This is a genomic window from Desertivirga brevis, from assembly GCF_017355835.1.
The window spans coordinates 75,467-101,263 of sequence record NZ_JAFEWF010000013.1 but is presented as its reverse complement, the minus strand read 5'-3'; the positions used below and the strand labels follow the sequence as shown (position 1 = coordinate 101,263).

Annotated in this window: 20 protein-coding genes; 9 read left to right on the top strand and 11 right to left on the bottom strand. The window is 40.2% G+C overall.

The window, feature by feature from the left end:
- Nucleotides 1-8: 8 nt before the first annotated feature.
- From J4N25_RS24440 to J4N25_RS24420, 5 genes are all read right to left on the bottom strand, one after another.
- Nucleotides 9-3,275, bottom strand: a complete 3,267-nt coding sequence (locus tag J4N25_RS24440) for a TonB-dependent receptor (protein WP_207424521.1) — start codon at nucleotides 3,273-3,275, stop codon at nucleotides 9-11.
- A 190-nt stretch (nucleotides 3,276-3,465) separates the two neighbouring features.
- Nucleotides 3,466-4,557, bottom strand: a complete 1,092-nt coding sequence (locus J4N25_RS24435) for a FecR family protein (RefSeq protein WP_207424520.1) — start codon at nucleotides 4,555-4,557, stop codon at nucleotides 3,466-3,468.
- Between the two features lie 77 nt (nucleotides 4,558-4,634).
- On the bottom strand, nucleotides 4,635-5,216 hold the full coding sequence (locus tag J4N25_RS24430) for an RNA polymerase sigma-70 factor (protein WP_207424519.1): 582 nt from the start codon (nucleotides 5,214-5,216) through the stop codon (nucleotides 4,635-4,637).
- A 243-nt stretch (nucleotides 5,217-5,459) separates the two neighbouring features.
- On the bottom strand, nucleotides 5,460-6,293 hold the full coding sequence (kduI, locus tag J4N25_RS24425; protein WP_207424518.1) for a 5-dehydro-4-deoxy-D-glucuronate isomerase: 834 nt from the start codon (nucleotides 6,291-6,293) through the stop codon (nucleotides 5,460-5,462).
- Nucleotides 6,294-6,322: 29 nt separating this feature from the next.
- Nucleotides 6,323-7,093 (bottom strand): SDR family oxidoreductase, encoded by a 771-nt coding sequence (locus tag J4N25_RS24420; protein WP_207424517.1) that lies wholly within the window; start codon nucleotides 7,091-7,093, stop codon nucleotides 6,323-6,325.
- A 169-nt stretch (nucleotides 7,094-7,262) separates the two neighbouring features.
- Between J4N25_RS24420 and J4N25_RS24415 the strand changes: the two genes are divergently transcribed.
- The 3 genes from J4N25_RS24415 (at nucleotide 7,263) to J4N25_RS24405 (ending at nucleotide 9,574) form a co-directional block, all read left to right on the top strand.
- On the top strand, nucleotides 7,263-8,051 hold the full coding sequence (locus J4N25_RS24415) for a gluconate 5-dehydrogenase (RefSeq protein WP_207424516.1): 789 nt from the start codon (nucleotides 7,263-7,265) through the stop codon (nucleotides 8,049-8,051).
- Between the two features lie 184 nt (nucleotides 8,052-8,235).
- Nucleotides 8,236-9,249, top strand: a complete 1,014-nt coding sequence (locus J4N25_RS24410) for a LacI family DNA-binding transcriptional regulator (RefSeq protein WP_207424515.1) — start codon at nucleotides 8,236-8,238, stop codon at nucleotides 9,247-9,249.
- A 142-nt stretch (nucleotides 9,250-9,391) separates the two neighbouring features.
- Nucleotides 9,392-9,574 carry a hypothetical protein gene (locus tag J4N25_RS24405; RefSeq protein WP_207424514.1) on the top strand — a complete coding sequence of 61 codons (183 nt, stop codon included), beginning with the start codon at nucleotides 9,392-9,394 and terminating at the stop codon, nucleotides 9,572-9,574.
- Between the two features lie 124 nt (nucleotides 9,575-9,698).
- Here J4N25_RS24405 and aspS read toward each other — a convergent pair whose 3' ends face one another.
- The gene (gene aspS, locus J4N25_RS24400; RefSeq protein WP_207424513.1) at nucleotides 9,699-11,444 is read right to left on the bottom strand and encodes an aspartate--tRNA ligase; all 1,746 of its coding nucleotides are present in this window, start codon (nucleotides 11,442-11,444) and stop codon (nucleotides 9,699-9,701) included.
- Nucleotides 11,445-11,593: 149 nt separating this feature from the next.
- Nucleotides 11,594-12,379: a diaminopimelate epimerase gene (dapF, locus tag J4N25_RS24395; RefSeq protein ID WP_207424512.1), complete on the bottom strand. Its 786-nt coding sequence runs from the start codon at nucleotides 12,377-12,379 to the stop codon at nucleotides 11,594-11,596.
- 239 nt (nucleotides 12,380-12,618) lie between these two features.
- Here dapF and J4N25_RS24390 point away from each other — a divergent pair, with 239 nt between their 5' ends.
- The 5 genes from J4N25_RS24390 to J4N25_RS24370 all read left to right on the top strand — a co-directional run bounded on the left by J4N25_RS24390 (nucleotide 12,619) and on the right by J4N25_RS24370 (nucleotide 18,685).
- Entirely contained in the window at nucleotides 12,619-14,157 is a 1,539-nt protein-coding gene (locus J4N25_RS24390; protein WP_207424511.1) for a Do family serine endopeptidase, read from the top strand.
- A 64-nt stretch (nucleotides 14,158-14,221) separates the two neighbouring features.
- Nucleotides 14,222-14,884 (top strand): ligase-associated DNA damage response endonuclease PdeM, encoded by a 663-nt coding sequence (pdeM, locus tag J4N25_RS24385; RefSeq protein ID WP_242696017.1) that lies wholly within the window; start codon nucleotides 14,222-14,224, stop codon nucleotides 14,882-14,884.
- 204 nt (nucleotides 14,885-15,088) lie between these two features.
- Nucleotides 15,089-15,874, top strand: a complete 786-nt coding sequence (locus J4N25_RS24380; RefSeq protein WP_207424510.1) for a succinate dehydrogenase cytochrome b subunit — start codon at nucleotides 15,089-15,091, stop codon at nucleotides 15,872-15,874.
- Between the two features lie 36 nt (nucleotides 15,875-15,910).
- Nucleotides 15,911-17,845: a fumarate reductase/succinate dehydrogenase flavoprotein subunit gene (locus J4N25_RS24375; protein ID WP_207424509.1), complete on the top strand. Its 1,935-nt coding sequence runs from the start codon at nucleotides 15,911-15,913 to the stop codon at nucleotides 17,843-17,845.
- Between the two features lie 69 nt (nucleotides 17,846-17,914).
- The gene (locus J4N25_RS24370; RefSeq protein ID WP_242696016.1) at nucleotides 17,915-18,685 is read left to right on the top strand and encodes a succinate dehydrogenase/fumarate reductase iron-sulfur subunit; all 771 of its coding nucleotides are present in this window, start codon (nucleotides 17,915-17,917) and stop codon (nucleotides 18,683-18,685) included.
- An 82-nt stretch (nucleotides 18,686-18,767) separates the two neighbouring features.
- Here the strand turns inward: J4N25_RS24370 and J4N25_RS24365 are convergent, their stop codons facing one another.
- Both J4N25_RS24365 and J4N25_RS24360 read right to left on the bottom strand, forming a co-directional pair.
- On the bottom strand, nucleotides 18,768-20,324 hold the full coding sequence (locus J4N25_RS24365) for an energy transducer TonB (RefSeq protein ID WP_207424507.1): 1,557 nt from the start codon (nucleotides 20,322-20,324) through the stop codon (nucleotides 18,768-18,770).
- A gap of 2 nt (nucleotides 20,325-20,326) precedes the next feature.
- The gene (locus J4N25_RS24360; protein ID WP_207424506.1) at nucleotides 20,327-20,698 is read right to left on the bottom strand and encodes a BlaI/MecI/CopY family transcriptional regulator; all 372 of its coding nucleotides are present in this window, start codon (nucleotides 20,696-20,698) and stop codon (nucleotides 20,327-20,329) included.
- A 119-nt stretch (nucleotides 20,699-20,817) separates the two neighbouring features.
- On the opposite strand from J4N25_RS24360, the gene J4N25_RS24355 reads away from it, so the two are divergent.
- The gene (locus J4N25_RS24355) at nucleotides 20,818-22,218 is read left to right on the top strand and encodes an MBL fold metallo-hydrolase RNA specificity domain-containing protein (RefSeq protein WP_207424505.1); all 1,401 of its coding nucleotides are present in this window, start codon (nucleotides 20,818-20,820) and stop codon (nucleotides 22,216-22,218) included.
- A gap of 109 nt (nucleotides 22,219-22,327) precedes the next feature.
- Here the strand turns inward: J4N25_RS24355 and J4N25_RS24350 are convergent, their stop codons facing one another.
- The gene (locus J4N25_RS24350; protein WP_207424504.1) at nucleotides 22,328-23,950 is read right to left on the bottom strand and encodes an NADP-dependent glyceraldehyde-3-phosphate dehydrogenase; all 1,623 of its coding nucleotides are present in this window, start codon (nucleotides 23,948-23,950) and stop codon (nucleotides 22,328-22,330) included.
- 306 nt (nucleotides 23,951-24,256) lie between these two features.
- Nucleotides 24,257-25,795: an MFS transporter gene (locus J4N25_RS24345; RefSeq protein WP_242696015.1), complete on the bottom strand. Its 1,539-nt coding sequence runs from the start codon at nucleotides 25,793-25,795 to the stop codon at nucleotides 24,257-24,259.
- Nucleotides 25,796-25,797: the final 2 nt, after the last annotated feature.

Sequence of the window (25,797 nt, the reverse complement as noted above, 5' to 3'; positions counted from 1 at the left end):
ATAATCTCTTAGAATTTAACGTTAACGCCAATTTGATAGGTAGTTGAACTAACACCGGTGTTTAATAAGTTTTGTCCCGCATACTCAGGGTCGAAACCATCATAATCTGTCCAAATGAAAGGATTTAGAATATTAGCGTATAGCCTCAAGCTCCTCGCCTTTATCCTCTGACTTAACTTGTCGGGAAGCGTATAGCCAAGGAGGATATTTTGAACTTTGACAAAAGAGTTGTCTTTATAGTATCCTACTGACGCCCAATAAGGACCGGGATTTTGTGGTTGGGGATAGGTGTTTGATTCCCTGGTGGTGGTATAGAGGTTAGGACGCATGTAATAGTTCACATTCAACTTGGTTCTACCTCTGTCAGCTAAGTTTGTAAATTCTTCATGAAAGCGACTAAGTACTTGCATTCCCTGACGTGTAAATAAAGAGGTGGAAAAGTCAAAGCCTTTATAAGTTAATTGAGTAGAAAAACCGCCCGTCCACTTGGGATCAACTTGTCCTATTATCCTTCTGTCATTATTGTCGATAATCCTGTTGTTATCAAAATCAATAACTTTCGCCTGACCAGGGGTTTGGCTATATAGTTTTGCTTGATCCACCTCGTTTTGTTGCCAGATGCCATCAAAAACAAATGTATAGTTGACATTGATAGGCTGGCCAATAAACCATTTATTACCTGGAAGGTCTACTTTGCCGTCCAAAAGCTCCTTAATAGCGTTTTTGTTTCTAGCGAAATTTATACTGGTTGTCCAAGTAAGATTTTTGGTACTGATGTTTGTTGTCCTTAAGGAAAATTCGATCCCACGGTTGCCTACTGAACTTACATTATCCTTTAAGATGGCCCAGCCGTTCTCGAATGCTAACTCTCTGTCGAGGATTACGTCCTTCGAAAGTTTATCGTAAACATCAATGCTACCAGAAATTCGTCCACGGAGGAAACCGTAATCTAAACCTAAATCATACTCTCTGGTTCTTTCCCAACTTAAGGACCTGTTTGGGAGACGATTAGGATTGAAACCCAAAGCAAGGGCACCACCAAAATCGTAATATGCAGGTGAACCCAAGTTCATTTGGGTGCCGTAAGGGGTAATGTTATTGTTGTTACCAGCTATTCCTGCACTGAATCTCAACTTCAGATCGGATATGAAGGTATACTTTTTCAGGAACGCTTCCTCAGTCAATCTCCAGGCGGCCGAGGCGGATGGAAATGCTGCCCATTTGTGACCGGGCGCAAGTTTCGATGATCCATCCCAGCGGTTTACGAAGGAAAAAAGATATTTATTATTTATCGAGTAGTTTAACCTCAACATGTAAGATTGAAGCGTTTCTTTGTAGAAGAAGCTTTCATTTCTTTCTCTACGACCTGCTGAACCAATATTATGGTAGGATGAATTGTAAGGGAGGTCGGCTACTACTGTTGTATCCACCTCGGTTCTGTCAAGCTGTTGGCTGTAAAGTGCTGTTAGTTCAAATGCATGGCCTCCTTTAAATTCCTTTTTTGCAGTAAGTACATTATCGAAGATATAGCTGTATTTCTGAAGATCAGCTCTTTGTGCTGAAGCCAGTTGCCCGCCCCGGCTTTCTGTAAGTGATCCAGAATAACGGCCGTTCCTTTCTACATTAACCTGAGGAGAAAATGTAGACCTGATTTGGAGCCAGCTTGCTGGTTTATATTGAAGATAAATATTACTTAGACCAAAAGTCCTTCGTGTATTATTTTGCGAGTTTGCATTGTCAAGTAAAGGATTAACGGAGCTTGTAATGCTTGTAGTGGCATTTGTAGAAGGATTAAAAATCTGACCAGGTCTGAATGTTAGATTTCCGGCGTCATCGTAGGGCGAAAAGATAGGCGCCATACGAAAGGCATTTGTTACAGAAAGATCGCTGCCCCTTTCAAGCTCGGATAGTGCAAGGTTAATACTTAGCCCCGTAGACCATCTTTCGCTTATCTTGCTGTCAAAGCTACCTTTAATATTATATCTCCTAAAGTTTTCGTTGATCAAATTGCCTTCCTCATTTTGATACCCTGCCCCTAATAAATAATTTATATTATTTGCTCCGCCGGAAAAGCTTAAATAGTGATTGCTCTGTATGCCATTTTGTAAAACCAGGTCTCTCCAATTTGTATAATCTTTATTCTCAACTCTTCCCGCGATCACAGGATTCTCAAAGCCGCCTATTTTATTCGAGTAATTCGTACTGCCTCTGTCAAGCTCGGGGACTATATATGCGTTTAATCGAAATTCAGCCCATTGGTCACCACTCATAAAATCTGGCATTCTACTAACCGCTCTTACGCCCGTGTAGCCCTCGTAGGAAAGAGTTTTGGAGCTTCTTGCACTGGTTCCAGTTTTAGTGGTAACTATAATAACTCCGTTAGAACCCCTGGAGCCGTAAATAGCTGTGGAGGCAGCATCTTTAAGAACGTCCATCTTCGCGATGTCTTGAGGGTTAAGGAACGATACATCGCTAACGATAACACCGTCTACCACATATAGCGGAGATCCCCCTGCCAGCGAGTTTTGTCCACGGATGGTAGTGGTGAAATTCGCTCCGGCGCGTCCTGAACTAGCAGTTATGTCAACTCCGGCTACCTGGCCTTGAACAGCTTGTAAGGGACTTACAGTGCCTCTTTCCGCTATGTCTTCGCCGCCTACGCTGGCAACTGCAGTTGTTAGTGATGCTTTTCTTTGTGTTCCATAGCCAACTACCACTACTTCGTTCAACTGACTGTTAGTTTGACTCAAGATTACATTGATAGATTTCTGACCGCCTACTTTTACTTCTTTGGTCTGAAAACCTATATAAGTGAAAACAAGGGTTGCATCAGTTGGTGCGTCAATAGAAAATTGACCATTTATATTTGTTGATACCCCCCTGTTTGTTCCTTTGATCTTTACAGATACACCGATCAAGGCTTCTCCTTTCTCGTCTGTTACTTTTCCAATTATAATTTGGTCGGCAGCTTCTATATTGTCTCCCTTAATAATTATCAGTTGGTTTTCGAGCAATTGATAAGATAGATCTGTATTCTTAAAAAGAGTGTTTAATGCATCTTCTACGGAAGCATCAGCCAAGTTTACGGTTATCTTTTTTCTTATTTCTTTTAAGCCTTCATTATAAAGGAAACGATAAGAGGTCTGACTTTCAATTGCAGCAATTGCTTTTGAAATTTCAGTTTTCTGTCCTTTAAAATTTATCTTATTCTGAGAAAAGCTCGTCGCCGACACTGTTACAGTAAAAACCATTATCAATAAGGCAGTTAGCTTCATAGTAAGGAGAAATTTTAGGAAAAACGATTTCCCTGAAATCGTATAAAAACATTTCATAAATTTGATTACGGTTAAATTAAAAAATCAACCCCTCAGGGTTGTTTACCTACTCATAGATTTAATCGGATAAGAAGCGGGGAATGCAGCGAACATTCTCCGTTCTTTTTTAGCCTGCTATCCTGGACGCAGACTAATTTGAAGATTTAATAAATATTTCACGTTCTTTAAGTTTATATTCAAATGATGCTACCTCTCGTAGTGCATCAAAAGCTTGGTTTATAGTTTCTTTTTCAAAAGATCCGTTAAACTTCAGTTTTTTAACGTCTTCATCCTCGAAATGGATTTCGACATCGTACCACCGCTCAAGCTTCTCAGCAAGCTCTACAAATGTCTCCCCACGAAACTCGATCCTATTGTACACCCATGCTGTTTCCAAGCGTTCATTTTCTTTCAGACCTGACTTAATTTCTCCGAGTTGATATTCTGGCGTTTTGATCAATACCTGATCTGCGGCAATAATCGGTTCAACATCAGCATTCTCTGTTTTCTCAAAAAGTAGTTTTTGGTTCGGCTTAAGCTTGATACGTTCTTCTTTGCGGTTGGAGATCACTTCAATTGATCCTCGCAGAAGTGTGGTTTCAATGATGTTGTCTTGTTTGTAATTCTTCACGTTAAAGGCTGTACCTAGAACTTTGATGTCCATTGCACCTAGATGCACAATAAACGGTTTCTCAGGCATGCTCACGATATCGAAGAATGCTTCTCCTTCTAAGGTCACTACCCTGTTTTTACCCTTGAAGTTTGATTTATACATGAGTTTTGATCCTGCGTTTAGCCATACTGTTGATCCATCTGGCAGAAGTGCCCGGGTTCGACTACCATTTTGTGCGGCTATTACCTGTTCTTTGACCGGCATGCCAGTGTGGGCCGGACTAAGGTGTTTGTACCAAAAAAAAGTGACGCCGATAATCAGGGAAGCAGCAATACCATATTTACTATACCTCCTGATTAAAAAGCTGCGCTCTACTTCTCTTATTGGTTCAGAAACCAACTGCTGTTGTTCGCCTGCTGCCTTTTGGAAAATTCTATTGAGGTTTCCTGAAACTTCTGGTAGGTTCCTTTCCTCTTTCGAAGAATGCCAGTTTTCTTTTAAAAAATTGTATTCACTTTTAAGTTCCGGGTCTTCCTGCATGTAATAATAAAGCTCTGCCCGCTCACTTTCCGATGCTTCGTTATTTAAGCTTCGCGCAATTAACTTCCATATTTTTTCAGGTCTCGCCATTGTTATATACTTAAGACCGGAAATGTTAAGTTATCTACTAAAAAAAAATTTAATTTTTTAAGATGGGAGGCTGGTTTTCATAAGACATCTTCCTTCCTTATTTTCAAGGCTGAGCAAATACGTTTAACAGCAATTGCCATCTGGTTGTCGATGGTGTTAACAGATATTCCTAAGATTTCAGCTACTTCTTTGTACTTCAAGCCATCTTCTCTTATTAATTTAAAAATAAGCTTACAGCGTGCGGGAAGTGCGTCGATAGCCTGCTGCATATTTTTCATCAACTCAGAAGCAATGATAGCCTCTTGAGGGCTTTCCTGACTATAAAAATCAAGATCGAGCAACTCGATGGAAGAAGAAACTATTTTATTTGAGTTTTTTGCCAGCGTATTCAAACAGAGATTTTTAGTAGAGGTATAAAGGAAAAGTTTCAAGTCCTTTATCTCTGTTACAGTTTCACGTCGGCACCACAATTTTACAAATACATCCTCGACAACCTCTTCTGCCAATTCTTTAGATTTTAACAGGTAGGTTGCAAATGAAGTAATCTTTTTATTGTACTGCAAGTAGAGCTGTTCAAAAGCACTTTGATTCCCTTGCGAAATACTCAACTTTAATTGATCTTGATCATTCCAAATCAGCTTTAACTTAGAGTCCTTCATGTAGATTGTTTAACTGTAAGTTTGTAATTGTTAGTAAAAGAATCGAAACTCTAATGGCGCAGTTTTCCCTATTAGTTTTCGGCTATTGGTTAGTATTAACAATTTTACGAAAGTTTATTCATAAAACAAGTTTTTCAATTATGTATTGGAAATAAACGTTTAATTGAGGAATAGGTTTACCTGACAAAAAAAGCCTCCCTGAATTCACAGGAAGGCCTCTTCAATGTATTTATGTATTAGAACTTATCTTAGCTCGCTTACCGGGAAGGTATCCATATCACTGTAAACAAGGTTTTCTCCTGCCATAGCCCAGATAAAGCCGTAAGCAGTAGTTCCTGATCCTGAGTGGATAGACCAAGGCGGAGATATAATTGCCTGGTGATTTTGAACCACGAGATGACGCGTTTCTTGTGGTTGTCCCATCAAATGCAACACTATCTGCCCCTGAGGCACGTCAAAGTAGAAATACGACTCCATACGACGATCGTGAACGTGAGATGGCATTGTGTTCCAAACGCTACCAGGTTTAAGGACAGTAAGGCCCATTACCATCTGGCAGCTCTGGATTCCTTCCAAATGAATATACTTATAAACAGTACGCTCGTTGGCCGTTTCCTTGCTGCCAATTTCCAAAGGAGAAGCTTCTTCCTTCTTCATCAGGCGAGTAGGATAAGCGTGATGAGCAGGAACAGAGTAAATGAAGAACTTAGCAGGGTCTTCTGCTGAAATACTTCTAAATGTTACCGACTTAACTCCTTTTCCAGCATATACTGCATCTAATTTTGATACAGAAAATGTCGTTCCATCTACAGTTACTTCTGCATCTCCGCCTACGTTGATCATTCCCATTTCACGTCTTTCCAGGAAATAGTCGGAGCGAAGATTTTCGTAGTTGTTAGGAAGTTCAAGTGTTTGACTTACTGGTGAAACACTGCCTATGATAGCTCTATCATAGTGTGAGTAAGTAAAGTTGAACTGGTCGGCTTGCATCAGGTCCTCAACAAGGAAATTTTCCCTAAGCTCAGCTGTACTCAAAGCTGCTACCTCTTTAGGGCCCTGCGCATAACGTTGATTCATTATCATTTTTGTATTTTTATACTAGTTTATTATCTTCCCATCCAGCCACCATCAACAGTAAGGATGGTGCCGTTAACGTAATCTGCTGCTTTAGAAGCAAGAAACACTACTGGTCCTTTAAAATCTTCGGGCTCACCCCATCTTCCCGCAGGAATACGGTCTAATATTGATTTACTGCGAACCGGGTCATTTCTCAAGGCTTCAGTGTTATCAGTTGAAATATAGCCTGGAGCGATAGCATTAACATTGATGCCTTTTGAAGCCCATTCATTGGAGAACGCCTTAACTAAACTTCCGATTGCACCCTTACTTGCAGCGTAACCTGGAACATTAACACCTCCCTGGAAGGTAAGTAAAGAGGCTGTGAAAATAATTTTTCCCGAACCTTGTTCCAACATTCTTGCTCCGATTTCTCTGGTAATCAGGAATTGGCTATTTAGATTAATGTCTATTACTTTATACCAAAACTCGTCAGAATGCTCTGCAGCCGGCTGACGAAGAATGGTTCCGGCATTGTTTACCAGGATGTCTATCCGTTGATTTTCTGCAAGCACCTTCTGAAGGAAATTAGTTACAGAATCCTTGTCTCCGAAGTCACATTGATAGGCTTTGAAATTTCTGCCAATGGCATTGATCGAATTTTCAACGTCGCTACCGGTTAATGCAATAGAAGATGAAACTCCTATTATATCTGCTCCTGCCTCTGCAAGTGCTTCTGCCATAGCTCTACCGATTCCACGATTACATCCGGTCACAAGCGCTATTTTGCCTTCAAGGCTAAAAATATGTTGGTTACTCATTGGTCTAATGATGAAAATGCGGCGCAAATTACTGTTTATGCCTAAGATTAGGAAGTGGTAAAATAACATATTTTATTATTTCGACTGATTCCCATCATTTTTTGTACGGACTTCTCAGCTTAAAATTGCAGCATTAGAAAAGGCTAAATAAACCATTAAATATTGAATTATGTCGGTATCTCTATTTGATTTAACAGGAAAAAGAGCTCTTATTACTGGGGCAACACACGGTTTAGGAATGTCTATGGCCACAGGGCTTGCTAAGGCTGGTGCTCAGATTATTATAAATGATATCTCTCAAGAGAAATTGGATGCGGCTATAGCAGAATATAAATCTAACGGAATAGATGCTTTAGGTTACCAATTTGATGTAACAGACGAAAAAGCTGCGATTAGTGCCGTGAGCCAAATTGAGCAGGAGGTAGGCCCAATTGATATTCTGGTAAATAATGCAGGGATCATTAAGCGGATCCCCGTACTTGAAATGGAAGTTGCGGACTGGGAACAGGTAATAAAAATTGACCTTACGGGACCTTTCATCATGTCTAAAACAGTGGGTAAATACATGGTTGAGAGACGTGCTGGTAAAATTATCAACATCTGTTCGATGATGAGTGAACTGGGACGGGCAACTGTTAGTGCATATGCTGCTGCAAAGGGCGGCCTGAAGATGCTTACAAAAAATCTTGCAACAGAGTGGGCGCAGTTTAATATTCAAGTAAATGGAATAGGTCCTGGCTATTTTGCAACAACTCAAACTGCGCCGATCAGGGTTGACGGCCATCCCTTCAATGATTTCATTATAAGTCGTACCCCTGCTGCCCGTTGGGGGGAACCCGAAGACTTACAGGGCGCTGCTATTTTCCTTTCGGCGAAAGCCTCAGACTTTGTTAGCGGACACATACTTTATGTTGACGGAGGAATTTTAGCAACTCTTGGAAAAGCAGCAAATGAGTAAATAAAAATAGTATCCTTTTTGCATTATGTAGTGCAGGCTATGTAATTGCTTAAAACAATTGCTTCGATCATTAATTTCATAAGTAATTAGCCGGCAGTGTATTAGTACCGCTGCTGGCTAATGCATTTACAGGGGTATTGTTCCTTGTGATTTTTTTACTACTTTCGACTGTACACACAAGCTAATGAAGTTTGAAACAATAACTATAAAGGATATTGCTAAGGCCCTGGGACTCTCCACTTCGACTGTTTCCCGAGCTCTTAGGGGCGGATATGAGATTAGTGAGGAAACGAAGAAGATTGTTTTGGATTATGCAGCAAAAATTAACTATAAACCAAACCCTATAGCTTTAAGTCTAAAGGAGCGACGCAGCCATTCGATTGGAATTGTTGTTTGTGAAATTGCTAATAACTTTTTCTCTCAAGCTATAAACGGAATTGAATCTATTGCTTATAGTGCTGGTTACAACGTTATCATTACCCAAAGTAATGAATCTTATGAAAGAGAGATTGTAAACGTGCAACATCTTGCTTCGCGGTCGGTCGATGGGTTATTGATTTCCCTTTCATCAGAAACTGCTGACGTTTCTTTGTTAAAAAGCCTTAATAGTAAAGGGCTTCCAATAGTTTTTTTCGATAGGGTTTCAGAAGAGATCCAGACTCATAAAGTAATTGCCAACAATTTTAAAGGTGGCTTCGATGCTACAGATTATCTGATTAGTCTTGGAAAAAAAAGGATTGCTCATATCACTAATGCTGCCCATTTATCTATAACTAAGGAGCGTTTTGAAGGTTATAAGTCGGCGCTTGAGAGCCATGGCCTTCCATTTGATGAGAGATATGTAAAGTATTGTGAGTATGCCGGCGAATTACAAAATGAAGTAGAACATGCTGTGTCTGATCTTTTGTCACTACCAGACCGGCCAGATGCTATTTTTATTGCTCAGGACAAGTTGAGTACCGGCTGTCTTCTTGCGTTGAAGAAACTTGCTCCGGATTTTGGGGAAACGATAAAAATAGCTGGATTTACTAATTCCAATGTGGTTGATCTTTTTAGCCCTTCGCTTACAGCAGTTAGACAGCCAGCATTTGAAATTGGTCAGGCTGCAACAGAACTCCTTATAAAGCTTATTGAAAGTAAACATCCTGTAACCGAATATGAGACAAAAATGTTAGACACAGAACTGGTTCTTCGATGAACTGCCAATTTTTATCGACAAACAGGCCTTTAGTAGACGAATTTCTCTCTTGATTGTTTATCTACAAATTTAAACTGTTAGTCTAAACGTTTTTCTCGAAAGGATAATATGTTGTTGCTTTGAAGTATTAAAGATCAACGACATGAAAAATTCAATCAACAACATATCTCCCTTTATCATTTTATTGATTCCCGTGTTATTAGTTGTTGCTCTGCTTGCGTTCAATCCTGTTGATAGGGAGGAGGCGGAGCAGATGCAGGCTGTTGCATCATTTAATCTGCCACAGTTGAAAAGCGTAGTCCAGGTAGTTTTCTGTATAAAATAGTTTAGTTTAATTCCTAATAAAAAAGCCTTCCGGAGTTAGAAGGCTTTTTTTATTAGAGATAGGTCGTTTAACCTGTTTTCATCCATGGTTGAGAAAATCCTACTAATGGAAGTTATGAATTAGGTTAAACGGTTGTGGTAATACTTAACTCCTTTAATTGATCGTCAGATATAGTAGCTGGAGAATCGATCATTACATCCCTGCCAGAATTATTTTTAGGGAAAGCGATCACATCACGAATTGAATCCAGACCAGCGAAGATAGAAACTAAGCGGTCGAAGCCAAATGCAATACCTCCGTGAGGCGGAGCTCCGAATTCAAAGGCATCTAGGAGAAATCCGAACTGTTTTTGTGCTTCTTCAGGAGTAAACCCAAGGTGCTTAAACATGAGGGACTGCAAACCTTTTTCATAGATACGAATCGATCCACCACCAATTTCTGTTCCGTTAATTACCAAATCGTATGCATTCGCACGTACTTCTCCCGGTTTTGAATCTAATAGTTCAATGTCTTCTGGCTTTGGTGAAGTAAATGGATGGTGCATTGCATGGTAACGACCGTGCTCTTCGTCCCACTCAAGTAGCGGGAAATCTATCACCCAGAGTGGAGCAAATTTATTCTTATCACGAAGGCCTAAACGAGTACCCATCTCGAGGCGAAGCTCATTCAGTTGTTTTCTAACTTTTTCCGTGGGACCTGCCATCAATAATATTAAGTCCCCTGGTTCTGCTTCGAAAGCAGTTGCCCATGCTTTTAATTGCTCTTCGCTGAAGAACTTATCTACTGATGATTTTAGGGAACCATCCTGATTGTATCTTAAATACACAAGGCCAGTTGCTCCGATCTGAGGACGTTTTACAAAGTCGGTTAGTTCATCAACCTGTTTTCTTGTGTACGGTGCACAACCCTTTGCATTAATTCCAACAACAAGTTCTGCATTATCAAATACAGGGAAACCGGCACCTTTTACCAGGTCGTTTAGTTCAACGAATTTCATACCAAAACGGGTGTCAGGCTTATCTGAGCCGTAGTACTTCATTGCGTCAGCATACACCATTCGAGGAACTTCCCCTAAATCAACACCTTTAACGGTTGTGAATAGATGTCGTATCAATCCTTCGAACAGGTTTAATATATCTTCCTGCTCTATAAAAGCCATTTCACAATCTATCTGCGTGAACTCGGGTTGTCTGTCTGCGCGTAAATCCTCATCCCTGAAACACTTAACAATTTGAAAGTAGCGGTCAAAGCCCGACACCATCAATAATTGCTTAAAAGTTTGAGGAGATTGTGGTAATGCATAAAATTCACCAGGGTTCATTCGGCTTGGAACAACGAAGTCGCGCGCACCTTCAGGAGTAGATTTAATAAGCACTGGAGTCTCAACCTCTAAGAAGTCTTGGTTATCCAAGTATTTTCTGATCTCCTGAGCCATTTTATGGCGAAGAATTAAATTGTTTCTAACCGGATTACGACGAAGGTCAAGATAACGGTATCTCATCCGCAACTCATCTCCTCCATCAGTCTCATCTTCGATAAGAAATGGAGGCAATTTAGCGGGATTCAAAATTTCCAGACTGGAAACTTTAATCTCGATATCGCCAGTCAGCATCTTAGGATTTTTATTAGTCCTTTCTACCACTTTGCCGCTCACTTTAATTACAAATTCACGTGACAGTCCGCGGGCTCCTTCACATAACGAAGCATCTTCATCCATGTTGAATAATAGCTGAGTTATTCCATAACGGTCACGGACATCCACGAATGTCATTCCTCCTAAGTCGCGTGACTTTTGTACCCATCCTGCAAGGGTAACTTCTTTGCCTAAATCATTGATATTTAATTCGCCGCAGGTATGTGTCCTATGCATAAAAATACGGTTAGAGGTGCAAAAGTATATTTTTTGAGGAATATACTATTTGAAACTGAAAAATAAGTATGGATTGTAAAGTTGATTGAGGAACTCACTATGGAGTTCCTTTGGTGACTGAAAAATTAACTATGCACGAGTTGGAAGGATTAAATTTCAATATCTCCTTCGAATACAAATTTTGCCGGTCCTTCTAAGAAAATATTAGAGAAGAGAGTGCCGTCGTAATCAAAACGGATATTTAGATCCCCTCCCAATACCTTTATTGGAGTACTTAGGGTTCCTGTTTGATTTTTCCTTTTAGCCATTGCCAGAGCTACTGCCGTTACACCTGTCCCGCAAGCAAAAGTTTCATCTTCAACTCCCCTTTCATAGGTTCTTACGAAGTAATGGTCTCCCAGGTCTTCCACAAAGTTGATATTAATACCTTCCTTCTTATAGGTGTCATTATAGCGGATAGCTCTGCCTTCTTCATAAACATTTTTCTCTTTTAGCTTCTCTGTCGGGAGCACATAGTGCGGAGATCCCGTATTTAATACAGTAGCATCCCCATCTGATTTTACCTCTTTTACATCTATCATTTGGAGGCTAACCCAGTTGTTGTTAGCTGTAATTGTGGCATGATGAGGACCGTCAACTGCCAAAAAGTTCGTTTCCTGTTTAATGACTCCTAAGTCATGTGCAAAAGCCACAATACATCGTCCCCCATTTCCACACATACTACTTGGTTGACCGTCTGAGTTGTAGTAAACCATTTCGAAATCGAATCCCTCTTTTTTCTGAAGAAACATCATTCCATCGCCACCAATCCCAAATCTTCTATCACATATAAAGGATATAAGAGATGGATCATTGTGATTAATGACGGAATTTCGGTTGTCAACAAGAATAAAATCGTTACCTGCTCCCTGATATTTATAAAAATGAAGTTTCATGTGTTCGAAAAGAATAAGCTTATGAGATCTTATTTTGACTAAAATGAAAGCAAGAATACAAAATGTGGAAGGAATTTTGTGGATAGAAATAGAGATATTGCGCTTCAATTATAATCCTTCTCTATCAGGATTCGGGTTTTTAACAATTTTTAACAGGGTTTGAAATATGTGGAAATTGCAAATTCCGTTTAACTGGTATTAAATTTGAAAACAGAAACTTACACGAGGAAAAATAAGGTATGAAAAAAATAGGAGTAACACTTTTAACTGCATTTATTGGAGGTGCAGTGGCGATAGGCGGATACAAGCTTGTTGAAACCAAGTACGCCGAAAAAATGAGTATCGACGAGAAACAGAAAGTATATTTTACAAATAATCCTTTAAATGTTTCATCCGCTGGACAAGTAGATTTTGTTCAGGCTGCAGCAGCGGTAACTCCGGCAGTAGTTCACATACAAACTACTTATGGAAACACAAATGCTTCCAACAGGGGACGAAACGGTGGCAGTGGGGATCCATTTGACGATATGTTCAGAGATTTTTTTGGGTCACCCCGTAATATGCAGCGCATGCCTCAGGTAGCTTCTGGCTCAGGGGTTATTGTAAGTGATGATGGGTACATCGTCACAAACAATCACGTAGTAGAGAATGCGAGCAAAATTGAAGTTATCCTTCCAGATAATCGCTCCTTTGAAGGAAAGGTTATTGGACGAGATCCCAATACTGACCTTGCATTAGTGAAAGTAACTGGCTCTAACCTGCCTGTTGTTAAAATCGGTAACTCTGATAATGTACAAATTGGCGAATGGGTGTTAGCAGTAGGTTATCCTCTGACATTGAATTCAACGGTAACTGCGGGTATAGTTAGTGCGAAAGGAAGGAGTATAGGTATTCTTGGTGAGCAAAATAACCCTGACAACTGGTCAAGACAAGGTGAGGAGCCGCAACAAAGAGTGAATTCTGCAATTGAGGCTTTTATCCAAACTGACGCAGCTATTAACCCTGGAAATAGCGGTGGCGCATTAGTAAATGCTCAGGGTGAGCTTATTGGCATTAACTCGGCTATTGCATCAAAGTCTGGAACGTACGAAGGGTACGGCTTCGCTATTCCGATCAATCTTGCTAAAAAGATTATGGATGACTTTATTAAGTTCGGTAGCGTTAAGCGTGGATTTGTAGGAGTTACCTTCCGGGAGCTGAATGCAAGTGTAGCAAAAGAACTCGGCGTAAAACGTATAAATGGTTTATATGTTAACAGCGTGGTGCCAAATGGAGGAGCGGCGGCTGCAGGAATTAAGGAAGGTGATATTATTACTAAAGTTGAGGGAGCTAATATCATGTCTTCTGCTGACCTGCAGGAAAGGGTTGGAAGACTTCGTCCCGGAGACAAAGTTCAGCTTACCTATGAGCGCGGTGGTGACGATAAAACTGTGAATGTTACGCTTAAAGGGGAGGAAACTGTAAAAACGGCGAATAACCTATCCTCTAAAGCTGTAGTTGATAAGTTGGGCGCTAGCTTCACTCCGGTAACTGGTGCACAAAAACAGCGTTTTGGAATTAATTCAGGACTTGTTGCATCAAATATTAAACCTGGAGGGTTACTTTCGGATTACGAAATTCCTGCCGGTACTATAATCACAAGCATGAATGGCAAACCAGTTAATAAGGTTGATGATATTAATGCAGCACTAGGTGCTTCTAAAAATAACATGTTGAGACTGGATGGTATTACACCGGAAGGTGGAAAGATCATGTTAACTGTACCTTTGTCGAATTAATAAAAAACATAGTTAGAAAAGCCTTCTGTTTAAAGCAGAAGGCTTTTTTTATTTTTGTAATTGTATGATGAGTGCGCATTGCCTGGAGTGGAAATTTCTTGAACAAACCTTCTGCCTTCTTCCTCAAAAAGCTATTTTTTGGCAGGAAGAAAAAACTTTAATTGTTTCGGACCTTCATATTGGAAAAGTTGGCCACTTTAGAAAGGCAGGTATTGCTATTCCCCGTACTCTTGAGCAGGAAGACCTAAGTACTCTATCTGACTTGATACATGAATGGAGACCTTCGAAAGTTATTTTCCTGGGAGATCTCTTTCATAGTGAAATAAATAGTGACTGGAATTGGCTGCAACTTTGGCGTGGGCTGTTCCCTGAAGTTTACATGATCTTGGTAAAGGGCAATCATGATATTCTCCCTCAACAACATTATGAAGAGGCCGGATTTAAAATTACTGAGCGGTTCGAGACTCCAACGTTTGCTTTTGTTCATGAACCCTTAGGTGCAGGACAGTTACAAATCGAAAATAAGTACGTTTTTTCAGGTCATATCCACCCAGGAGTAAAGTTGAGGGGTGGAGGAAGGCAAAGTTTAACGATTTCTTGTTTCTATTTTGGACTCCGACAAGCTATTTTGCCTGCCTTTGGTCGTTTTACTGGTAATTTCTGTGTTGAAGTAGGAGATTCTTCTGCAGTATTTGGGATTGTTGATAAAAAGGTGGTAAAAATCTAAAATATTACACTCTTTTTTTCAAAAAGACTCTCAAAGTAAATTAGAATACCAAAAATATTATGATCTAGATCAGGTGTTCTTTTTATTTTAGAACGTTTCTAAATAAAGTAATTCTTTTGACAGTCCTGTTACATAGTGTATATATTCGACCTAATTAAATACTTTTGTATCCCGAAAAATTAATTAAATCAATCAAGAAAAGTAATGAGCAATTTCAGTAAAGCTTTCTCGTCTACGTTGGGGAAGAAATTGATCATGGGCTTAACAGGGCTGTTTTTGTCTCTGTTCTTAGTAGTCCATCTCATAGGTAACCTTCAATTATTTAAAGATGATGGTGGAAAAGCGTTCAATGAGTATTCATTCTTCATGACTCACTTCGCGCCTATTAAAATCGTTTCCTATTTGCTGTACGCGTCAATCATTTTACATGCTGTGTACGCTTTAATTTTAACTACTGCGAACAAAAAGGCCCGGCCGATAGAGTATGCAGTAACGAAAGGTGAAGCCAATAGTACTTGGAGCTCAAGAAACATGGGTATACTTGGTACTATTCTTTTAATCTTCATCGTTGTACATATGAGTAACTTCTGGGCGCAGTATCATTGGGGTAAATTACCTTATGCCAGATACGAGATGAACTTAAGTGATGCTACAGACGTAAAGGTTACAGAGCTGCCCTTCGACGGAAAGCACTTAGTTCATTCTGAGTATGTTGATACCCAGAAAGGGACAGAAGTTGTAGTTGCCAAAGATCTGTACAAGATTGTAAGTGAATCATTTAAGCAATGGTGGTATGTTGTTCTTTATGTAATTTCTATGATTGCAATGGGCTTTCACTTATATCATGGATTCCAGAGCGGCTTTCAGACACTTGGGTTTGATCATAGCAAGTACAAGCCTTTAATTGACTTCCTGGGCTTATGGGCGTTTAGCATTATTATCCCTGCTATTTTTGCAGCAATGCCTTTATACTTTTTCTTCTTTAAATAATTCATTGGTAAATTAAGAGGAGTAAAAAAAATTCAAATGATTTTAGATTCGAAAATACCAGAAGGGCCGTTGGCCGAAAAATGGTCTAAACATAAATTCAACTTAAAGCTTGTTAACCCTGCTAACAAGCGTAAGTACACTGTAATCGTAATTGGAACGGGTTTAGCTGGAGCATCAGCTGCAGCATCATTGGCCGAGCTTGGTTATAACGTTAAAGCTTTTTGTTTTCAAGATAGCCCTCGTCGCGCTCACTCTATCGCTGCTCAGGGAGGTGTGAATGCTGCCAAGAACTATCGTAATGATGGTGACTCAGTTTATCGTTTATTCTACGATACCATTAAAGGGGGCGATTATCGTGCTCGTGAGGCGAACGTTTATCGTTTAGCTGAAGTGTCTGTAGATATCATCGACCAGTGTGTGGCTCAAGGTGTTCCTTTTGCTCGTGAATACGGAGGTTTGCTAGACAACCGGTCATTCGGTGGTGCTCAGGTATCCCGTACTTTCTACGCCAGAGGCCAAACCGGACAACAATTGCTTTTGGGCGCCTATTCAGCTTTAAACCGTCAGATCAATGAAGGTAAAGTGAAGATGTATAATCGTCACGAAATGTTGGACATAGTTAAAGTTGACGGAAAAGCACAAGGTGTAATTACACGTAACCTGATCACCGGAGAGATAGAATCTCATGCTGGTCACGCAGTATTGCTTTGTACTGGTGGATATGGAAACGTATTTTACTTGTCAACAAATGCAATGGGTAGCAATACAACAGCTATTTGGCGTGCACATAAAAAAGGAGCTTTCTTCGGCAATCCATGCTATACTCAGATCCACCCTACTTGTATCCCTGTTAGTGGTGACCATCAATCTAAGCTGACATTGATGTCTGAGTCTTTACGTAACGACGGTCGGGTATGGGTTCCAAAGACTCGTGAAATGGCTGAAAAAGTTCGTAACGGACAATTGAAAGCTGCCGATATTAAAGAAGAAGACAGAGATTACTTCTTAGAACGTAAATATCCTTCTTTCGGTAACCTGGTACCACGTGACGTAGCTTCCCGTAATGCAAAAGAGGCATTTGATGATGGTCGGGGCGTTGGTTCTTCTGGTAAAGCAGTATACTTGGACTTTGCTGATTCGATCAAACGTTTAGGCAAGGCGGCAGTAGAAGCAAAGTACGGGAACTTGTTCGATATGTACTATCAGATCACTGACGAGAATCCGTATGAGATGCCAATGCGTATATATCCTGCAGTTCACTACACAATGGGTGGACTTTGGGTAGATTATAACTTGCAAACTACAGTACCTGGATTATATGCTTTAGGAGAGTGTAATTTCTCTGACCACGGAGCTAACCGTTTAGGGGCTTCTGCATTGATGCAGGGTTTAGCTGATGGTTACTTTGTAATCCCGTACACTTTAGGAGATTATCTTGCTACTATTGGTCCAAAACCTGTAGACGACAAGCATCCTGCTTTCGCTGAGGCTAAAAAGGGTGTAGAAGATACGATCAAGAGACTCCTTTCTCTTAATGGAACTAAAACCGTGGATGAGTATCACCGCGAGCTTGGAAACATTATGTGGGAGTACTGCGGAATGGCACGTAATGAAGCTGGCTTAACTAAAGCGATTGGATTGATTCAGGAGTTAAAAGCTGATTTCTGGAAAAATGCAAAAGTTCTTGGAGTGAATGAAGAGTTCAATATGTCGTTGGAGAAAGCACATCGCGTGATTGACTTCATTGAACTTGGCGAATTAATGGTTCGGGATGCGTTAAACCGTGCTGAATCTTGCGGAGGTCACTTCCGTGAAGAAAGTCAGACTGAAGAAGGTGAAGCAAAGCGTAATGACGATGAATTCGCGTACGTTGCTGCTTGGGAATACAAGGGGGATAATGTACCTCAGGAACTTCACAAAGAACCATTAGTGTACGAGAACGTAAAATTAACACAACGTAGTTATAAGTAAAAGACTGAGGCCTGAGGCTTGAGGTTGATTTTGATACCTTGAGCCTTGGACTTCCAAACTCAAAATAAGATGAGCGGAAACATGAATTTAACCCTTAAAGTGTGGAGACAAAAGAATGCCAACGACAAGGGAGGATTTGTTACTTACAAAGCTGATAATATATCACAGGACATGTCTTTCCTGGAGATGCTGGATGTAGTGAACGAGGGATTGACAAAGAAAGGCGAGGATCCTATTCACTTTGATCACGATTGCCGTGAAGGTATTTGCGGTATGTGTTCATTGTACATAAACGGAAGACCACATGGCCCGAAAAGAGCAATTACAACTTGTCAATTACACATGCGTAGCTTTAAAGATGGTGAGACTATTACAATCGAGCCATGGAGAGCAACTGCCTTCCCTGTAATCAAGGACTTAGCTGTAGATCGTTCAGCCTTTGACAGAATTCAGCAGGCAGGAGGATACGTATCAGTTAACACTGGTGGTATTCCGGATGCTAACGAAATTCCGATTCCTAAAACTATTGCTGATGAGGCGTTCAACTCTGCAACCTGTATCCAGTGTGGTGCTTGTGTAGCTGCTTGTAAAAATGCTTCAGCTTCCTTGTTCGTGTCAGCAAAAATTTCTCAGTTAGCTTTATTACCACAAGGCCAGCCTGAGCGCTACCGCCGTGTACAGGCAATGGTTGCTCAAATGGATGCAGAAGGCTTTGGAAGCTGTACCAATACAGGTGCCTGCGAAATTGAATGTCCAAAAGAAATCTCTCTTACAAATATCAACAGAATGCGTCGTGATTATTTCAACGCTAAGTTTTTTAAAGAGGAAGAAATTGATTAGCTTTGCATTACGAGGCAAGGAGGAAAAAAAGAGCCCGAAAACAGCAATGTTTCCGGGCTCTTGTGTTTTATAGGGTTTAGATTTATTTAAGTTTTATAATAATTACTCCGGTCGCATCTTCAGGCGCTCCATATTCTTTAAATTTTTCTTTATCATCTTTAATTACCTTGATTGATTCTATATTCTGAGGGTCAATTTTTCTAAATTCTGCTACTGTAATATTTTTGCCATCTAAAAGGATATACGCATGGTCAAGTTCCGGTCCCTTTATTCGTAGTTCTTTATTAGAATCAGGTTCAATATTAAGTATAATTGGAATCGTATACATAACTCGTACAGGTTTACCATTTTGAAAGGCCGGTTCCCATTTTGGACTTGTTTTAAGAACTCTGATCGCCTCATCTCCTGTTCCGTAATTTAAATCCCGAACCGTTTTGAAGCTAGTTAAACGGCCGTCAGGCTCTACCACAAAATTTATTATAATTCTGCCTTTAACCCCTTTTTCGCGAGCTTCTTTTGGGTACGTGAAGTTTTTACCTACAAACGTGTAGAAGGCTTGCATTCCACCAGGGAATTGAGGCTGTATTTCAACATTACCGACCTCGTAGATGGAACTGTCCGCAACTGCTTGAATAATTGCTAAGGAAGTTCTTGCGACTTGTGAAGCTAAATCTTGTTTCTGGTTTTCAGTTAGCCGTCGTCTTCTTTCAGTTGATATAGTAGAATTTGTTGTTCTGGACGATTCCTCCGGAGCAGGAACTTCAAGTGTAGTTAATTTCTGTTGTTTAATTGCTCCAATCGTTCCTACGTCCTTAGCGTCAGACTCTATTACTGCTGAGGAAAAGATCAACATTAATGCAAATAAAGGTGCTGAAAGGCCATATTTCAATATAGCTGCTTTTCTTGATTTGGTTTTGTTTAACATTATTATCCTGCGTTTTAAAAGTGAATCATTGAAAAAATTATTAGTCAGATGTCTTGATGGCACATCGACAGCCCTTCCCAACAAAAGCAGGGCGTAGTCAGCCTTATTAGTATTTCGTGTGGAGATCTCATCAGCAATAAATTCATGGATAGACTTTATAGCTTTTTTATAAGCATATACAACTGGGTTCAACCAATTGAAGACTATCATTAGCTCAAAGAGTAAGACATCTGCAGAATGCAGCTGCCTGCGATGAACTTTTTCGTGCTCGATTATGGCGTCCTTGCCTTCCAGTTCATCAGAAACTATTATTATATGGAAAAAGGAGTAAGCACTGCCTGCCTTAGGCGTAATTACAAAAAGGGCGATTAAACGGATCAAAAATCGAATTGTAAGGCCAATTACACCAGCAAAATAAATGATCATGATGTAATCTCTAAAACCAAGGTTGTATTCGGCAGAGTCAGGCCTAAGGATAATAGGTGCCGCGGATAACATCACAATTTGAGTCACCTCCTCAACCTTCTCAGTCTCCAGCAGCCTTAGGATCCAGGGAAGCTTTAACGTAGGTATTGCCACCGAAAGTAGTGTGGTTAAGATCAAGTATAATCTGTTAGCATTGAAGAATGTTTCGTTCTTTAGGAATACTGCATAAAACAGATAAAACAGCGTCAGGTAGATATTTACCTGGATAAGGAAATTTAGGAAAGTCATAACTATTTATTTTTGAGTTTATCGATTAGTTTGATTATTTCATCTGCCTCTTTGAGGTCTATTTTCTCTTTCTTAACGAAGAAGGAGAACATGTTTTCGACAGAGTTACCGAAGTAGGAACTCAACAATTTTTCGGTAGCGTAACTCTTGTATTCTTCTCTTCCGATTAAGGGGAAGTATCGATGGCTTTTACCAAATGCTTCGTGATCTACAAATCCTTTTGTTTCAAGAATTCTTATAATCGTTGAAATTGTGTTGTAAGCAGGTTTGGGATCAGGCAGCTGGTCGATAATTTCTTTAACGAATGCTTTTTCCAATTCCCATAGTACTTGCATTACCTGCTCTTCCGCCTTTGTTAACTCTTTAATTTCCATGTATCTAATTGCTATACCAAGTATATAACTAAGAACTTAGTTATAGAACTAATGTTTTAGTTATTTTATAATAAATCTCTTTCTCCACTACTTTGTTGTTTAAATCCAAATTGGAAAGAATGAGAATTACGTTTCACGGAGCTGCACGTAATGTAACAGGCAGCAAACACTTAATAAAACTTGACAGCGGCTTTCAAATACTGCTTGATTGCGGGATGTTCCAGGGATTAGGAGAGGAAACTGATGGACTAAATGATCACTTCGGCTTTCGCCCTGATTCTATAGATTGCCTTATCCTATCTCATGCCCACATAGACCATTGTGGGTTGATCCCTAAAATGGTTGCAGAAGGCTTTAATGGTACTATTTATTCTACAGCTCCAACTATGGATCTGGCTAAGATCCTTCTTTCAGACTCAGCAAATATTCAGGTTCAGGATACCGAATATGAGAATTCCCTCCGATTGAAGAAAGGATTGGAGCCCATACAGCCCATGTATACTGATGAGGATGTAACTAAAGCCTTAAGTCTTTTTAAAATCGTTGAGTATAATGAGGATTTTGAAATAGATCCAAGAGTAACGTTAAGGCTCACTGACACCGGGCATATAATCGGAAGTGCAGCGGTTCATCTTACAATACTAGAGGATGGAAAGTTCAACCAATTGACCTTTAGCGGAGATGTAGGTAGATATGGAGATATGCTGCTTCGGAGTCCTTCAACATTCCCACAGGCAGATTACATCTTAATCGAATCCACTTATGGCGATTCTTTACATAAAGACCTGGAACCAATTGAAGGGCAACTCAAGGAAATCATTCATCAGACTTGTGTCGTGAAGGGAGGAAAAGTGATTATTCCAGCCTTTAGCGTTGGACGAACTCAGGAGTTGCTTTATGCCCTAAATGCTCTTGAATTGAAGGGGCAGTTGCCTGACATCCCTTTTTATGTGGATAGCCCCTTATCTAAAAAGGCGACAGAGGTTCTTAAGGAACATCCCGAAGAATACAACCGTAATGTACAGCAGGTTATGAAGACCGACGACGATATATTTCATTTCAAAGGATTGAAGTTTATAGAGACAGTCCAGGAATCTATAGCACTAAATACAGATCCACGTCCTTGCGTAATCATATCGTCTTCAGGAATGGCAGAGGCAGGAAGAATAAGACATCATATTAAAAATAGTATAGGTAATGAGAAAAATACCATACTGATAGTGGGCTATGCCGAACCGACATCTCTTGGAGGCCGCTTAACCAATGGAGCGAAAGTGGTAAGGATCTTTGGAGAGGAGTATGATGTTCGAGCTGAGGTGCAGGTAATTAAGTCAATGAGTGCTCACGGCGATTATGAAGACCTATTGAAGTTTCTTTCCTGCCAGGATCCTAAACTAGTTAAGAAGCTGTTTCTTGTACATGGAGAGTATGACGTCCAAAAGCTGTTTAAGAGAAGGTTGGAAGATGTAGGCTTCAATCATGTCATCATACCCGGTCAGCATCAGATGGAGGAGTTATAAATAAGGCAATTGTTAATTTGAGAAAAGAGGAAACTTCCAATAACATACCTGTATTGGTTTAAAAAAAAGCTCCCAAAATCAATGGGAGCTTTTCATATGTTTACAGTACTTAGAAGATGAACTTCGTACTTAAGAAGTTTGAGTTATTGTCGGCAACAATCTCGTTTAATAACTGCTTGTTATTATCATTTAATTTTGTTGCCACTAGCGAACGGATGGAAAAAGAACGAAGCGCGTCAACTACTGACAATGTTCCCTCAGCGCTATCTTTACGTCCAGTAAAGGGAAACACGTCTGGCCCACGCTGACACTGACAGTTGATGTTTACACGACTTACCTGGTTAACTAAAGGATCAATTAATGAAGCAAGTTCGTCTGCATCATTACTGAAAATACTTACTTGTTGCCCGTGAGTAGATTCTATCAGGTATTCAATTGGTTCTTCTACATCAGAGAAAGGAACTACCGGAATAACCGGACCGAACTGCTCTTCGCGGTAAAGCTTCATATTCTTCTTCACTGGATATACGACCGCTGGGTATACAAAGGACTCAAATGTTTCTCCACCATTTTCATTTACGACCTTTGCTCCGTTGGCAATAGCATCATCAATACACTCTTTCAAGTAAGCTGGCTTATGAGGCTCTGGAAGTGGAGTTAAAGCGACACCTTTTTCCCATGGCATTCCATATTTTAATTTTGCAACTTCATCCGAAAGCATACTCAGGAACTGGTCAACGACCGATTCATGAACGAAGATAATTTTCAAGGCTGTACAACGCTGACCGTTAAATGAAAGGGAACCTAAAACGGTTTCGCTAACAGCTAGTTTTAAATCAGCCTTTTCAGATACGATCGCGGCATTTTTTGCATCAAGTCCTAAGATAGCACGAAGACGGTTGACCTTAGGGTGAAGTTTCTTTAGTTGATCTGCTACTTTCGATGATCCGATCAGGGTAAGCACATTTATCTTCCCAGACTGCATTAACGCAGGCACAATAGTGGCACCTCTTCCATAGATCGTATTTACCACGCCTTTAGGAAAACATTCTTTAAATGCGTTCAATAAAGGATAGTGTAATAAGGTGCCATGCTTAGGTGGTTTGAAAAGCAATGTATTGCCCATAATCAGCGCAGGTATAAGCGTTGTAAAGGTTTCGTTTAGGGGATAGTTAAACGGTCCCATACATAGCACTACGCCTAAAGGAGAGCGACGTATCTGAGCTACGATCCCTTGTTCTATTTCAAAGCGGGAAGATTGTCTGTCAATGTCTTTTAAAGCATCAATAGTAGCATAGATGTACTCAACTGTCCGATCAAATTCTTTTACTGAGTCAGAATACGATTTGCCGATCTCCCACATAATCAGCTTCACCACAATATCCTTTTGTTCGATCATTTTGTGTGTGAAGTCTTCTACGCATTTGATACGGTCTTGAACACTCATAGTTGGCCATTGGCCGCGACCATTGTCGTAAGCTGCCTCTGCTGCAGCCAGAGCTTCCATTGCTTCTTTCTCAGTGCAAACAGGGTAGCTTCCGATCAGCTTTCTTTTTAGGCCTTCAGGTGTTCTAACGCATACTGGAGAATAGACAGAGCTGGTGTCTCCGTCCCAGCGTTTCATCTCTCCATTGCTCAGATACTCTTTCTGATGAACTTCTTCGATCAGAAACTCTGATGGGACTTGACTTTCCTCTACGAAAATCGAATCCAGGTTTAATGTTGCTTCCAAATTACTTGTTTTAGTAAGTATAACTTTACCGACAGTAAGATGTCAGTAAAAATTTAATAACGGTTATGGCAAACTTACGGTTTTGAGCAAGACTTGGAAGTGAGCTAGATCAATTAAAAGTAAAGAAATTGCTTTAACTGATATAAACTCTACTTTAATGCCTGTAAAAATGCGAAGTAATAGAAAAGGACACCATTGGAAAAATGGTGAACTTCAACGCTCTCCAAAGGACAAAACTTTATTATAAAAAAAAGAGGCTGGCACCATTTGTTTGGAGCCAGCCTCTTCTTTATAATACTTTCAACCTTATAACTCTATCGGTTTATACTTAGGAACCAAAGATTTCATAACAAACCAGCCGATAAGATAAGCTACAGCACAAATAGAGAAAATAATCAGATAGCCCGTATTCACTCCGTTTGCAACCTCTACACCTTCTTTGGCAAGGTCTTTTAACATGGTATCACTTAATTTGAAATCAGCAGTAACCCACTCTGGTTTTACAGTAGCCAGAGGTTCTCCGTTTACTGTTGACCAGTTCTTTCTTGAAAAATCAAATAAGAGACCTGAGCCTTTGTTGATTAGAAATGAACCTAATCCTCCAGCCATTCCTCCGATACCTGTCACAGTTGCGATGGCAGATCTTGGAAACATATCTCCCACAGTAGAGAAAATGTTCGCTGACCAAGCCTGGTGAGCAGCACCCGCGATACCAATTATAATAACCGGAAACCAAGCTGAATAATTACCTAGTGGCTGAGCTAACAAGGCTAATAGCGGAAAGAATGCGAAAATAAGCATAGATCTCATCCTGCCCTCATAAGGGTTCATTTTCTTCTTATCGACGAAATAAGTTGGAAGCCAACCTCCGATAATGGAAAGAAGAGTGATTGCGTAAAGAACGAACATCATTGTTTGCGCCAACGGATTATCCGACTTCAAACCGTAAACCGAGCTTAAGTATGCCGGAAACCAGAACAAGTAGAACCACCAAACTCCATCAGTCATAAACTTTCCAAAGGCAAAAGCCCAGGTCTGTTTGTAGCTGAAGCAAGAAGCAAAACTCATCCTTTTTTCTGTTCCTAGAACGGGCTCGATCACAGGATTCTCTGAAACGATGTCTTGCTGAATGTATTCCAGTTCTGCTTTGTTCACTCGTGGATGAACATGAGGTTTTTTATAAACAAAGATCCAGAATCCCATCCAAACGAATCCCAACGCTCCGATAAGGATAAAAGACATTTCCCATCCAAAGTTGGCAGCAATCAGAGGAATAGTTACCGGTGCTGCTAAAGCTCCCACAGTTGCTCCCGCGTTGAAGATACTAGTAGCCAAAGCCCTATCCTTTTTAGGGAAAAACTCGGCTGTAGCTTTAATTGCCGCAGGGAAGTTTCCTGCCTCACCAAAGGCCAAAACAATTCGTGCGATGATAAATAGGGTAACACTGGTAGACAAGACAAGTGCTGTGTCTCCAACTTTTGAAATAGCTTCCTTCGCCCCTTCAAATCCTACTAACCAATTACCGGTGATTATACCCGAAGTTGCGATACCACAATAGGCATGCAAACACGCTCCAAGAGACCAAATGAAGATGGCCCATAAGAATCCTTTCTTTGTATCCATCCAGTCTACGAAGCGTCCAGCAAATAGCATAGAAGCGGCATAAAAAATAGAGAACAAAGCAGTTATGGTACCATAGTCACTATCAGTCCAGTGGAATTCTGGCGCAATAAAATCTTTCCAGGTTAAGGAAAGGACCTGCCGGTCAAGGTAATTGATAGTTGTAGCAAAAAATAGGAGGCTGCAAATGGTCCACCTATAATTACTTGCTTTTTGATTTTCCATTT

Bases quoted from the DNA above. Each gene is read 5' to 3' on its own strand.
- J4N25_RS24440 (WP_207424521.1), bottom strand. From the start codon at position 3,275: ATGAAGCTAACTGCCTTATTGATAATGGTTTTTACTGTAACAGTGTCG.
- J4N25_RS24435 (WP_207424520.1), bottom strand. From the start codon at position 4,557: ATGGCGAGACCTGAAAAAATATGGAAGTTAATTGCGCGAAGCTTAAAT.
- J4N25_RS24430 (WP_207424519.1), bottom strand. From the start codon at position 5,216: ATGAAGGACTCTAAGTTAAAGCTGATTTGGAATGATCAAGATCAATTA.
- kduI (WP_207424518.1), bottom strand. From the start codon at position 6,293: ATGAATCAACGTTATGCGCAGGGCCCTAAAGAGGTAGCAGCTTTGAGT.
- J4N25_RS24420 (WP_207424517.1), bottom strand. From the start codon at position 7,093: ATGAGTAACCAACATATTTTTAGCCTTGAAGGCAAAATAGCGCTTGTG.
- J4N25_RS24415 (WP_207424516.1), top strand. From the start codon at position 7,263: ATGTCGGTATCTCTATTTGATTTAACAGGAAAAAGAGCTCTTATTACT.
- J4N25_RS24410 (WP_207424515.1), top strand. From the start codon at position 8,236: ATGAAGTTTGAAACAATAACTATAAAGGATATTGCTAAGGCCCTGGGA.
- J4N25_RS24405 (WP_207424514.1), top strand. From the start codon at position 9,392: ATGAAAAATTCAATCAACAACATATCTCCCTTTATCATTTTATTGATT.
- aspS (WP_207424513.1), bottom strand. From the start codon at position 11,444: ATGCATAGGACACATACCTGCGGCGAATTAAATATCAATGATTTAGGC.
- dapF (WP_207424512.1), bottom strand. From the start codon at position 12,379: ATGAAACTTCATTTTTATAAATATCAGGGAGCAGGTAACGATTTTATT.
- J4N25_RS24390 (WP_207424511.1), top strand. From the start codon at position 12,619: ATGAAAAAAATAGGAGTAACACTTTTAACTGCATTTATTGGAGGTGCA.
- pdeM (WP_242696017.1), top strand. From the start codon at position 14,222: ATGATGAGTGCGCATTGCCTGGAGTGGAAATTTCTTGAACAAACCTTC.
- J4N25_RS24380 (WP_207424510.1), top strand. From the start codon at position 15,089: ATGAGCAATTTCAGTAAAGCTTTCTCGTCTACGTTGGGGAAGAAATTG.
- J4N25_RS24375 (WP_207424509.1), top strand. From the start codon at position 15,911: ATGATTTTAGATTCGAAAATACCAGAAGGGCCGTTGGCCGAAAAATGG.
- J4N25_RS24370 (WP_242696016.1), top strand. From the start codon at position 17,915: ATGAGCGGAAACATGAATTTAACCCTTAAAGTGTGGAGACAAAAGAAT.
- J4N25_RS24365 (WP_207424507.1), bottom strand. From the start codon at position 20,324: ATGACTTTCCTAAATTTCCTTATCCAGGTAAATATCTACCTGACGCTG.
- J4N25_RS24360 (WP_207424506.1), bottom strand. From the start codon at position 20,698: ATGGAAATTAAAGAGTTAACAAAGGCGGAAGAGCAGGTAATGCAAGTA.
- J4N25_RS24355 (WP_207424505.1), top strand. From the start codon at position 20,818: ATGAGAATTACGTTTCACGGAGCTGCACGTAATGTAACAGGCAGCAAA.
- J4N25_RS24345 (WP_242696015.1), bottom strand. From the start codon at position 25,795: ATGGAAAATCAAAAAGCAAGTAATTATAGGTGGACCATTTGCAGCCTC.